This window comes from Micromonospora trifolii, from assembly GCF_050516465.1.
GTDB classification, from domain to species: domain Bacteria; phylum Actinomycetota; class Actinomycetes; order Mycobacteriales; family Micromonosporaceae; genus Micromonospora; species Micromonospora trifolii.
Window position 1 is genome coordinate 2174561 of sequence record NZ_CP191526.1, and the last position, 11445, is coordinate 2186005.

At 72.2% G+C, this 11445-nt stretch carries 12 protein-coding genes and 1 riboswitch; of the genes, 7 read left to right on the forward strand and 5 right to left on the reverse strand.

The window, feature by feature from the left end; all coding sequences use genetic code 11:
* The 5 genes from ACQRWP_RS10095 (at window position 1) to ACQRWP_RS10115 (ending at window position 4977) form a co-directional block, all read left to right on the forward strand.
* Window positions 1–1212 carry a cytochrome P450 gene (locus ACQRWP_RS10095; RefSeq protein WP_430501981.1) on the forward strand — a complete coding sequence of 404 codons (1212 nt, stop codon included), beginning with the start codon at window positions 1–3 and terminating at the stop codon, window positions 1210–1212.
* 7 nt (window positions 1213–1219) lie between these two features.
* Window positions 1220–2215: an alpha/beta hydrolase gene (locus tag ACQRWP_RS10100; RefSeq protein WP_430501983.1), complete on the forward strand. Its 996-nt coding sequence runs from the start codon at window positions 1220–1222 to the stop codon at window positions 2213–2215.
* Window positions 2208–3311: an alpha-hydroxy acid oxidase gene (locus ACQRWP_RS10105; protein WP_430501985.1), complete on the forward strand. Its 1104-nt coding sequence runs from the start codon at window positions 2208–2210 to the stop codon at window positions 3309–3311. Before ACQRWP_RS10100 ends, ACQRWP_RS10105 begins: the two co-directional genes overlap by 8 nt.
* 3 nt (window positions 3312–3314) lie before the next feature.
* Window positions 3315–4649: a PLP-dependent aminotransferase family protein gene (locus tag ACQRWP_RS10110; protein WP_430501987.1), complete on the forward strand. Its 1335-nt coding sequence runs from the start codon at window positions 3315–3317 to the stop codon at window positions 4647–4649.
* Between the two features lie 67 nt (window positions 4650–4716).
* Complete coding sequence (locus ACQRWP_RS10115) at window positions 4717–4977, forward strand: hypothetical protein (protein ID WP_357205073.1); 261 nt, start codon at window positions 4717–4719, stop codon at window positions 4975–4977.
* Between the two features lie 110 nt (window positions 4978–5087).
* On the opposite strand, the gene ACQRWP_RS10120 is transcribed toward ACQRWP_RS10115, so the two are convergent.
* Window positions 5088–6524, reverse strand: coding sequence for a glycine hydroxymethyltransferase (locus tag ACQRWP_RS10120; RefSeq protein WP_430501989.1), 1437 nt, complete (start codon window positions 6522–6524; stop codon window positions 5088–5090).
* 19 nt (window positions 6525–6543) lie between these two features.
* Window positions 6544–6633: riboswitch (ZMP/ZTP riboswitch) on the reverse strand.
* A gap of 149 nt (window positions 6634–6782) precedes the next feature.
* On the opposite strand from ACQRWP_RS10120, the gene ACQRWP_RS10125 reads away from it, so the two are divergent.
* A complete protein-coding gene (locus tag ACQRWP_RS10125; RefSeq protein ID WP_430501991.1) occupies window positions 6783–7589 on the forward strand; it encodes an SDR family NAD(P)-dependent oxidoreductase in 807 nt (268 codons plus the stop codon).
* Window positions 7590–7649: 60 nt separating this feature from the next.
* Here ACQRWP_RS10125 and ACQRWP_RS10130 read toward each other — a convergent pair whose 3' ends face one another.
* The 3 genes from ACQRWP_RS10130 to ACQRWP_RS10140 form a co-directional block, all read right to left on the reverse strand.
* Window positions 7650–8150, reverse strand: coding sequence for a hemerythrin domain-containing protein (locus ACQRWP_RS10130; protein WP_430501993.1), 501 nt, complete (start codon window positions 8148–8150; stop codon window positions 7650–7652).
* 79 nt (window positions 8151–8229) lie between these two features.
* Window positions 8230–9099 (reverse strand): NAD(P)H-hydrate dehydratase, encoded by an 870-nt coding sequence (locus tag ACQRWP_RS10135; protein WP_430501994.1) that lies wholly within the window; start codon window positions 9097–9099, stop codon window positions 8230–8232.
* On the reverse strand, window positions 9083–9814 hold the full coding sequence (locus ACQRWP_RS10140; RefSeq protein ID WP_430501995.1) for a histidine phosphatase family protein: 732 nt from the start codon (window positions 9812–9814) through the stop codon (window positions 9083–9085). The genes ACQRWP_RS10135 and ACQRWP_RS10140 overlap by 17 nt, the downstream gene beginning before the upstream one ends.
* A 109-nt stretch (window positions 9815–9923) precedes the next feature.
* Between ACQRWP_RS10140 and ACQRWP_RS10145 the strand changes: the two genes are divergently transcribed.
* Complete coding sequence (locus tag ACQRWP_RS10145) at window positions 9924–10895, forward strand: DNA polymerase domain-containing protein (protein WP_430501996.1); 972 nt, start codon at window positions 9924–9926, stop codon at window positions 10893–10895.
* Between the two features lie 11 nt (window positions 10896–10906).
* On the opposite strand, the gene ACQRWP_RS10150 is transcribed toward ACQRWP_RS10145, so the two are convergent.
* Window positions 10907–11413, reverse strand: a complete 507-nt coding sequence (locus tag ACQRWP_RS10150) for an Lrp/AsnC family transcriptional regulator (RefSeq protein ID WP_354946383.1) — start codon at window positions 11411–11413, stop codon at window positions 10907–10909.
* Window positions 11414–11445: the final 32 nt, after the last annotated feature.

Sequence of the window (11445 nt, forward strand, 5' to 3'; positions counted from 1 at the left end):
GTGGACGTGGAGGAGATACTCACCGGCCTGTACAGCGAAGAGGGTAGACAGGACCCGTACCCGTGGTACGCGGACCTGCACCGGCTCGGCCCGATCAGCGCGGTGCCGGCGCGCGCCGAGCACCGGACGGTGGCCGCCGTCGCGGTCGGCTACGACCTCGTCGACGGGTTGCTGCGCGATCCGGAGTGGACGAAACAGCCGCCGCCGGGCTGGGAGGAGCAGGAAATCCTGCGGGCCCTCCAGACCTCGATGATGTTCGTCAACCCGCCCGATCACACCCGGATGCGGCACGTCTTCTCCCGCACCTTCACGCCGCGCCGGCTCGGCGCGCTGGAACCGGTGATCCTGCGGGTGGTCGACGAGCTGCTGGACCGGATGGCGGACGCCGGGGAGGGCGTCATCGACTTCGTGGCCGACTTCGCGTACCCGATTCCGGCCCTGGTGATGGCCGAGTTCATCGGCATCCCGGCCGCCGAGTTGCCGTGGTACCGCGAGCGGGTGAAGTGGATCGACGAGTTCCTGGACGTGGCGGGGAAGACCCCGCAGCGGCTGGCCGCGGCCAACACCGCCGCGCAGGAGTTGCGGGCCTTCTACCGGGAGCTGCTCGGGCACCGCCGCCGGGTGCCCGGGGACGACCTGCTCAGCGCGTTGGTCGAGGCGCTCGACTCCGGGGAGGTGGAGCTGACCGAGGAAGAGTTGGTCAGCAACCTGATCGTGCTGTTCAACGCCAGCTTCGTCACCACCGTCTACATGTTCAGCAACGGCCTGCCGTTGCTGCTGGCCCACCCGGAGACCGTCGCGGCGCTGCCCACCGACGCCACGCTGGCGCAGGGCTGCGTCGACGAGGTGCTGCGGTTGGCGAGCCCGGTGCACTTCCTGGCCCGCGCAGCGCCGGCCGACACCGTGCTGCACGGCGTACCGGTCGCCACTGACGACAACGTGCTGATCATGATCGGAGCGGCCAACCGGGACCCGGCCCGCTTCCCGGCCCCGGACACCTTCGACCCGACCCGTTCCGGCCCTCCGTCGCTGGCCTTCGGGGTGGGCCTGCACTTCTGCCTCGGCGCGGCGGTGTCGCGGTTGGAGGGCCGCCTCGCGCTGCCCCGGCTGTTCGCCCGGTTCCCCGCGCTGACGGTCACTGAGACGCCGACGTACAGCGGCAGCCTGTTCCTGCGCGGCATCGACAGGCTGCTGGTCAGCACCGGTGGATAGGAGCGACATGGCAGTGCACCCGGAGGTGGCGGCCTACCGCGCGGCCCGTGCCGCGGCCGGCACCCCGCCGCTGTACGCACAGACCCTCTCCGAGGCGCGAGCCGCGGACCTGGCCGCGATCCGCGCCGGCAGCGGCGCGGTCGAGCCGGTGACCGAGGTCCGCGACGAGCGGATCCCCGGCCCCGCCGGGGAGCTGCCGCTGCGGGTGTACCGGCCGACCGGTGCGGGTCCGCTGCCCACCCTGCTGTACTTCTTCGGCGGCGGCTGGACGCTCGGCAGCATCGAGACCGCCGACGGCATCTGCCGGCGCCTGGCCAACGCGGTGCCCTGTCAGGTGATCACCGTCGGCTACCGCCTCGCCCCGGAGCACCGCTTCCCGGCGGCGGTGCACGACTGCCACGCCGCCACCTCGTGGATCGCCCGGCATGCCGACGAGCTGGGCGTCGACCCGACCCGGCTGGCGGTGGGAGGCGACAGCGCCGGCGGGAACCTGGCCGCCGCGGTCACCCTGCTCAGCCGTACGGACGGGCCGCCGCTCGCCGCGCAGCTGCTGGTCTACCCGAACACCGACCAGAGCGGAGAACCGGCCGGGGACGACGACCCGGCGCTGTTCAACCGCCGATCGGTCGGCTGGTACCGGACGCACTACCTGGCCGACCCGTCGCACGCCAAGGATCCGCTGGCCTCGCCGCTGCTCGCCGACGACCTGTCCGGGTTGCCGCCCGCGCTGGTGATCACCGCCGAACTGGATCCCCTGTGCGCCGAGGGGCAGCGGTACGCCGAGCGGCTGCGCGACGCCGGTGTGTCCACCCGGTTGGAGCACTACCCGGGCATGATCCACGGGTTCTTCGCCATGCCGGGCACCTTCACCGACGGACGGCGCGCGCAGGGGAACGCGGCGGCCTTCCTCCGCGAGCGCTTCGGGCTGCCGGCCGGGTCGGGCGAGGCCGATGAGCTGGCCGAGCCGGCGGCCGCGACGGGCCCGGCGTCCGGCGATGGGTGAGCGGGTGTTGGCCGACCTGCCGGCCGTGTCGCTCGCCGACTACGCCGAGCGGGCGCGGGCCGTGCTGCCGCCGGACGTGTGGGACTACCTGGCCGGCGGCAGCGCCTCGGAGGTGACCCTCGCCGCGAACCGTCGCGCGCTGGACCGGGTCGCGGTGCTGCCCCGGGTGCTGCGCGGGGTGGACACCGTCGACCTCGGCACCCACCTGCTCGGCCGTCGGTACGCCATGCCGGTCGGGGTGGCGCCGATGGCGTACCAGCGACTGGTGCACCCGGACGGGGAGCTGGGTCTGGCGGCGGCGGCCGGCGCGGCCGGGATCCCGTACCTGGCCAGCACGCTGGGCAGCATCCCCATCGAACAGGTCACCGGGGCGGGCGCGGACGTCTGGTTCCAGCTCTACTGGCTGCGCGACCGGGCGCTCGTCCGCGACCTGCTTGACCGGGTCGTCGCGGCCGGGTGCCGGGCGCTGGTGGTCACCGTGGACGTCCCGGTGCTCGGCCGACGTCCCCGAGACCTTCGCAACGCGTTCCGGCTGCCGGCCGACGTGGTCGCCGCGAACCTCCCCGACGGTCGCGACGCGCTGGCGCACTCCGGTGCCCCGGGGGTGTCCGGGATCGCCGCGCACACCGCCGCGTCGTTCGCGCCGGCGCTGCGCTGGGCGGACCTGGCGTGGCTGCGCGAGCAGGTCGACCTGCCGCTGGTGGTCAAGGGGCTGCTGGACCCGCGCGACGCGATCGAGGCGGTACGGGTCGGCGCGGACGCGGTGGTCGTCTCCAACCACGGGGGGCGGCAACTGGACGGATCACCGGCGAGCGTCACCATGCTGCCGGAGGTCGTCGACGCGGTCGGGAACGACTGCCAGGTGCTGCTGGACAGCGGCATCCGGTGCGGCACCGACGTGTTGCGGGCGCTGGCGTTGGGTGCGGCCGGGGTGCTGGTCGGCCGGCCGCTGCTCTGGGCGCTGGCCGCCGGTGGCGAACCGGCCGCCCGGGACGCGTTGGGGCTGCTCGTCGCCGAGCTGACCGACGCGCTCACCCTGGCCGGCTGCGCCGACGTGGTGGCGGCCGGCGAGTTGCGCACCCTCGGGGTGGGGTGAGGGGTGAGCGCCGCCGAACCTGTGGACCTGACCGTCGCCGACCTGCATCCCGCGCTGGGCGATCCGGCGCTGACCTCGATGAACTTCCTCAACGAGGTGTCCGAGCGCTACCCGGCGGCGGTGTCCCTGGCGGCCGGCCGGCCGTACGAGGAGTTCTTCGACCTCGCGGCGGTGCACCGGCACCTGGACACCTTCCACCGGCACCTCGTCGACGACCTGGGGCACCGACCGGAGCAGGCCCGCCGGCTGCTGCTCCAGTACGGCCGGACCAAGGGCATCGTGCACCACCTGATCGCCCGCAACCTCGCGGTCGACGAGGGGATCACCGTCGACCCGGAGGACGTCGTGGTGACCGTCGGCTGCCAGGAGGCGATGTTCCTGGTGCTGCGGGCGTTGCGGGCCGGGCCGACTGATGTGCTGCTCGCGGTCGCCCCGACCTACGTCGGGCTGACCGGGGCAGCCCGGCTGGTGGACCTGCCGGTGTGGCCGGTCGCCGGTGGGCCGACCGGGATCGACCTCGCCGACCTGGCCGCCCAGGTACACCGGGCCCGGGCGGCGGGGCTGCGGCCGCGCGCCTGCTACCTGATGCCGGACTTCGCCAACCCCTCCGGGGTCAGCATCGACACCGCCCACCGGCAACGGCTGCTGGACCTGGCCGCGCAGGAGGATCTGCTGCTGCTGGAGGACAACCCGTATGGCCTGTTCCACAGCGACGACGGGCCACGCCCACCCACCCTCAAGGCGTTGGACACCGGGCGGCGGGTCGTCTACCTCGGCTCGTTCGCCAAGACCGTGCTCCCCGGCGCACGGGTCGGGTACGTCGTCGCCGACCAGCGGGTGGCCGGCCCGGACGGGCCGGTCGGCCCGCTCGCCGACCAGCTCGCCATGATCAAGAGCATGGTCACTGTGAACACGTCGCCGATCGCGCAGGCGGTGATCGGCGGCCGGCTGCTGGAGCACGGATGCAGCCTGGTGGCCGCTAACACCCGGGAGCGGTCCGCGTACACCCGGAATCTGCGCCACCTGGTGGCCGGCCTGACCCGGCGCTTCCCCGATCAGCCCGAGCAGCTGGATCGGCCGGCGGTGCGGTGGACGGTGCCGGCCGGCGGGTTCTTCGTGGTGGTGACCGTGCCGTTCCCGGTCGACGACGCGCTGCTGGATCGCTCGGCTCGCGACTACGGGGTGCTGTGGACGCCGATGGCGCACTTCTACGACGACACCGCACCGGTGCGCGCGTTGCGGTTGTCGGTCAGCGCGGTCACACCGGAGCAGATCGACGTCGGGCTGGATCGCCTCGCGGCGCTGATCACCGACGAGCTGACTCGCTGGGCGGGTTGACACACCGCGTTCATCGGATGGCAATGCGCGACGACCCGCGTGCCGCCGTCCTGGTTGGACGGTCATAATAAGCCGCATGGTTGCCTGGGAGTACGCCCTGCTCGTCCGTCGCTATCAGGGACAGGGCCGCAATTTTCACGTCTCGTTCGTCTGGTACGCGCCGGACGGGTCACGCAAGGACATCACCGCCTTCGGCGACACCGCCATCGCGCACCTCAATCGCGCCGGCCGGGAGGGGTGGGAGTTGGTCTCCGCCGCCGAGGACGTCAACAACGTCCAGGGCAGCACCGAAGTCCACCGCTACCACCTGAAGCGCCCGATGGCCTGACGGTCGCACCCCTGCGTCGATCATGGAGTTGTGGTGGTGGACGAAAGTCGTGCACCAGCCCATATCAGGCACCACAACTCCATGATCGACGGGAGCGGTCGGGCGGAGGCTCAGCTCAGGTCGACGCCGGGGTAGAGGGGGTACGTGGCCAGCAGGTCGGTGGCCTGGCGGGCGACCTTGTCGGCCAGTCCGGCGTCCAGCGTGTACTTCGCCTTCGACGGGGTGCCGTCGGCGTTCGCGCCCGCGGTGGTCTGGGTCAGCACGGTGTGGATCAGCTCGGCGGTCTGGTCCATCTCGGCGGTGCCCAGGCCCCGGGTGGTCAGCGCCGGGGTGCCGATCCGGATGCCGGAGGTGTACCAGGCGCCGTTCGGGTCCTGCGGGACCGAGTTGCGGTTGGTGACGATGCCCGAGTCGAGGAGGGCCTGCTCGGCCTGGCGGCCGGTGAGCCCGTAGCCGGACACGTCGATCAGCACCAGATGGTTGTCGGTGCCGCCGGTGACCAGCGTCGCGCCCCGGCGCAGCAGCCCCTCGGCGAGCGCCTGGGCGTTGTCGACGATCCGCTGGGCGTAGTCGGCGAAGTCGGGCCGGCGGGCCTCGGCGAGCGCGACCGCCTTGGCGGCCATCACGTGCGGCAGCGGACCGCCGAGCACCATCGGGCAGCCCCGGTCCACCTGGTCGGCCAGCTCCGGCTGGCAGAGCACCATGCCGCCGCGCGGGCCGCGCAACGACTTGTGCGTGGTGGTCGTGACGATGTGCGCGTGCGGCACCGGGTCGAAGTCGCCGGTGAACACCTTGCCGGCCACCAGGCCCGCGAAGTGCGCCATGTCGACCATGAAGGTGGCGCCGACCGAGTCGGCGATCTCGCGCAGGATCCGGAAGTTCACCTTCCGGGGGTACGCCGAGTAGCCGCCCACCAGGATCAGCGGCTTGAACTCGCGGGCGGCCTCGGCCACCCGGTCGTAGTCGATCAGGCCGGTCGTCGGGTCGGTGCCGTAGCTGCGCTGGTCGAACATCTTGCCGGAGATGTTCGGCCGGAAACCGTGGGTGAGGTGGCCGCCGGCGTCCAGCGACATGCCGAGCATCCGCTGGTTGCCCAGCTCGCGGCGCAGCGCGAACCAGTCGGCCTCGGTGAGGTCGTTGACCTGGCGGACCTGGGCCTTCTTGAGGGCGGGGGACTCCACCCGGTCGGCCAGCACGGCCCAGAAGGCGACCAGGTTGGCGTCGATGCCCGAGTGCGGCTGCACGTACGCGTGCGCGGCGCGGAACAGCTCCCGGGCGTGCTCGGCGGCGAGCGCCTCGACGGTGTCGACGTTCTGGCAGCCGGCGTAGAAGCGGCGGCCGACGGTGCCCTCGGCGTACTTGTCGCTGAACCAGTTGCCCATGGCCAGCAGGGTCGCCGGGGAGGCGTAGTTCTCGCTGGCGATCAGCTTGAGCGACTCCCGCTGGTCGGTCAGCTCGGCGCCGATGGCGTCGGCGACCCGCGGCTCGACAGCCCGGATCACCTCAAGGGCACTCCGGAATGCGGTGGATTCGGCGTTGCGGGACATGCGACCTCCAACAGACGTGCGGGAAGGCCCAGGCGCTCGGCAAACGTCCACGTGACGAGGCCGCTCCCCGATGGTTCTCCATCCCCACGCGCCAGTAACGGCCCGGGAGGATCCTACCGGGCCGGAACCGGCCGTTCGGGCCGCCCTCCGGGAGGCGACCCCGCCGACGTGATTGGGCGATGCGTCGCGGGGCACACGGTAGGTGACCACCGCACCGTCACGGGTGCGGCCAGGGTTCGCACAGAAGGAGTCGAGAACATGACCACACCCACCTCCAACCGGCCGCTCGCCCTGGTGACCGGGGCCTCCAGCGGAATCGGGTACGAACTGGCGGCGCAGTTCGTCGAGCACGGCTTCGACCTGGTCATCGCGGCCGAGGACGACGGCATCGAGTCGGCCGCGCAGAAGCTGCGCCGCGACGGCGGCCCGCAGATCTGGTCGGTCCGCGTCGACCTGGCCCGAGAGCAGGGCGTGACGGAGCTGGTGGCCGCCGTCACCGCGACCGGACGGCCGCTGGACGCGCTGGCGCTCAACGCCGGTCGCGGAGCAGGTGGCGCCTTCGTCGGGGGCACCGACCTCGCTGACGAGTTGGAGATCGTCGACCTCAACGTGCGTTCGACGGTGCACCTGGCGAAGCGGCTGCTGCCCGGGATGGTCGAGCGGGGCGCGGGCCGGGTCCTCTTCACCTCGTCGATCGCCTCCACCATGCCGGGGCCGTTCCAGGCGGTCTACAACGCGTCGAAGTCGTTCGTGCAGTCCTTCGCCGAGGCGCTGCGCAACGAGCTGAAGGACACCGGTGTCACGGTGACCTCGCTGATGCCAGGGCCAACCGACACGGAGTTCTTCGACCGGGCCGATATGGAGGACACCCGGGTGGGCTCGGGCAAGAAGGACGACCCGGCGAAGGTCGCCGAGCAGGGCTTCGAGGCGATGATGAGGGGTGATCAGACGATCACCGCCGGCTCGCTGATGAACAAGGTGCAGACCGCCGCCGGCAAGATCATTCCGGACAAGCTCAAGTCCGAGCAGCACCGCCGGATGGCCGAGCCGGGATCTGGCAGCTGACCCGTGGTGCACGACGAAGGGCCCGGCATCGTGCCGGGCCCTTCGGTGTGAGCGGGTGCCTCAGGCTGTCACCGCATCGAGCGCCTTCTTGATCGCCTTCGGTTCAGTGGGGGTACGCGGCGCGTCCGCGCGCAACGCGATCATCTTCTCGCCGATCTCCTGGAGCTGCTTGCGGCCCAGCGCCTCGCGCACCTTGGGGAACCACTCCTCCTCTTCCTCCTCGACGTGGTGCGTCACGTTCTCGATCAGCACTGTCGTCTTGGCGTTGAAGCGCTCGTCGTCGGCACTCATGCTGGCCAGCTCGGCGCAGAGCACATCGGCGACGTGGTGTTCCTCGTACGACTCGAGGATGTCGTCCTCCAGGTCGGGCAGCAGCCGGCGGACCTCCGGATACATCACCTCGTTCTCCAGATAGGTGTGCATGGTCAGTGCCTCCAGGATCTGGTCCACCAGCTTCTGCCGCTGGCTCGCCGGCCCCTCCTCGGCGTCCTGGAAGGCCTTGAACAGTCGGCGCATTTCCTTGTGGTCCTCTTTGAGCAGGACGATGGCATCGGTCGACACCGGTATGACCTCCCTGAAAAGTCTCGGCTGGTGGGGTTCCGGTACCCAGACGCCGAGTGCGGAAACAGGTGAAACCGCCTCACACCATGGCCAGGGTGCGGGGGATCTCGTCGAGCAACTCCCGAGCCAGAAAGCCGATCCGGCCGTAGCGGGGGATCAGCCGCTGGCCGCTCACCGAGTGCGCGAACGAGCCCCAGCAGGCCGCCTGCGCCGGGTCGGCACCCCGGGACAGCAGCCCCGCCAACAACCCGGCGAGCACGTCCCCGCTGCCGGAGGTGCCCAACCCGGCGTCGCCGCTCTCCTCCCGCCAACCCCGCCCGTCCGGGGCGGCCACGTGTCCGTACAGCGACACGACCGCCTCGTACCGGGCGGCCAACTCGGCCGCCTCGACGTCGAGGTCGTCGCCCGGCTCCCGCCCGAGCAGGTGCCCGGCCTCGGTGACGTTGGGGGTGAGCACCACGGGGCGACCCGAGCCGACCAGCAGGTCCGGTGCGTGGCTGAGCGCACCGAGGGCGTACGCGTCGAGCACCAGCGACGTGTCCGGACGGGCCGCCTCCAGGACCAGGCTCAGCAGGCGGTTGGTCTCGTCGATCGCCTTCAGGCCGGGGCCGATGGCCACCACGTCGGCCTGCGTGACCAGGTCGCCGAGCTGGCCGTCCCGGTCGGCGGCCACCGCGCCGTCGGCGGTCTCCGGCAGACCGACCACCAGCGCCTCGGGCACCTGGATGCTCAGCGCGGCGGCGGTGGACTCGGCGGCGGCGAGCTGGAGCACCCCGGCACCGGCGCGCAACGCGGCCACCCCGGCGAGCAGCACCGCGCCCGGCGTGAAGCGGGAACCGCCGACCACCAGCACGGTGCCCCGGCTCTCCTTTCCACCGACCGGCACCGGCAGCGCCCAGTCCCGCAGCAACGCCGGGGTGATCACCTTCACCTCAGACCGGCTCGGCATGGATCTCGTCCTCCCTGGTCGGCTGGGCGCCCTGCTGACGCAGGTGCGCGACATCGTTGAAGGCGGTGAGGGCCAGGCGGTCGTCGCCGTCCGCCGACCACTCGGTGATCGAACAGTTGGCGATCACGTCCTGCCGGGTGAGCGCCATCAGCTCGTCCTCGGTCAACCCCTCCAGCAGATAGCGAAGCAGGAAGACCAGCGCGTCGTGGCCGAAGAGCAGCACCCGGCAACCCTCGTGGTCCCGGCGTAGGTCGCCCAGCAGCGTCCGCAGCCGCAACGCCACGTCCGTCCAGGACTCCCCGCCCGGCGGCCGGTAGTAGAACTTGCCCAACCGCTCCCGGCGGTCGGCCTCGTCCGGGTACCGCCGACGCACCCCGTGCCCGGTCAACCCGTCGAGGATGCCCAGCTCCCGGTCGCGCAGCCGCTCGTCGCGGTGGACGGGAATGCCGGTGCCGGCCAGCGCCAGCCGCGAGGTCTGCACCGCGCGCAGGTACGGCGACACCACCGCCACATCCGGGCGCTTCGCGTCCGGCAGCTCAGCCAGCCAACGGCCGGTCGCCCGAGCCTGCTCCTCGCCGGTCGCGGAGAGCGGCACGTCGGCGTCGCGGTGGGTGAGGTCGATCAGTTCCGCGCCCGACGCCTCGGCCCGCGTCGCCGCGACGTTCGCGGTGCTCTCGCCGTGCCGGACGATCCAGAGGGTTGCCAGTTCCGCCATGCGGCCCCCCTACCCGGGCGCCGCCCCCGGTAACCGTGTCCGGTGATCCGCCGTGCCGATCTCCGCTCGGTGGGCGTCCGACGTGGGCGCAGGTCGTACCCTCGGTGTCGTGGCCACGGCGGCGGAGGAGATCCAGGTAGGGGAGCGGCTGGTCCGCGTCTCCAGCCCCGACAAGCCGTACTTTCCCGAGCGCGGGCTGACCAAGCTGGACGTGGTCCGCTACTTCCTGGCGGTGGGCGACGGCATCCTGCGGGCGCTGCGGGATCGGCCGACCATGCTGGAACGCTGGCCTCGTGGTGTCTTCGAGGGCGCGACGATCGCCACCCGGCAGACCAACCGGGGCGACGCGTTCTACCAGAAGCGGCTGCCGGCCGGCGCGCCCGAGTGGGTGCGGACCGCGCACATCACCTTCCCCAGTGGCCGTACCGCCGACGAGGTCGCGCCGAGCGAGTTGGCCGTGGTCATCTGGGCGGCCAACCTGGGCACCCTGCGGTTCCACCCGTGGCCGGTCACCGCCGCCGACGTGGAACGCCCCGACCAGTTGCGCATCGACCTGGACCCGATGCCCGGGGTCGGCTTCGAGCAGGTGGTACCGGTGGCGCACGAGGTGCGGGCGTTCCTCGCCGAGCTGGGCATGACCGGCTACCCGAAGACCACCGGCGGTCGGGGGCTGCACGTCTACCTGTCGATCGAGCCGCTGTGGAGTTTCGGCGACTGCCGTCGGGCGGTGCTCGCGCTGGGCCGGGAGATGCAGCGCCGGCTGCCGGACCTGGTCACCACCACCTGGTGGCGCGAGCAACGGGACCGGCCGGTCTTCGTCGACTACAACCAGATGGCCCGGGACCACACGGTGACCTCGGCGTACTCGATCCGGCCGACGCCGGCGGCGCTGGTCTCCGCGCCGCTGGACTGGTCGGAGCTGGACCAGGTCCGTCCGGAGGACTTCGACGTGCTCAGCATGCCGGCCCGGTTCGCCGAGCGCGGCGACCCGCACGCCGGGCTGGACGGTGACCGGCACTCGCTGGAACCGCTGCTGGAGTTGGCCGACCGCGACGGGCTGGAGGCCCCGCCGGAGCGCTGAGCCGCTGCCGGTCACGCCCAGGGGCTGCCGACCCCGTCGAACTCCTCGAAGACCAGCCAGGTGCGGGTGGACAGCACCCCGGGAATGCTCTGCACCCGGCCCAGCACCACGTCGCGCAGCGCGGCGTTGTCCGGCGCGCGCACCAGCGCGAGCACGTCGTGGTCACCGCCGAGCAGCGCGGCGTGCTCGATGTAGCGCACCTGGGCCAGCTCGGCCGACACCTCCCGCCAGGTGTTCTGCTCGATGGTCAGGGCGATGTACGCCGACGTGCCCAGCCCGGCCGCCTCGGGCGCCACCTGGGCCCGGAAACCGGTGATCACCCCGTCGCGGAGCAACCGCTCCACCCGCGCGTACGCGTTGGTGCGGGAGATGTGGATGCGCTCGGCGAGGGTGCGCACCGACGTCCGACCGTCGCGGACCAGCTCGTCGAGGATCCGCCGGTCGACCTCGTCCAACGCTCGCGCCGATCGTCCCGATCCCGCGCCCCGGCTCGCTTCGTCGGCGGTCTCCTGGCTCACTGATGGGCCCTCCGCATGCCAACCGTCCCGCC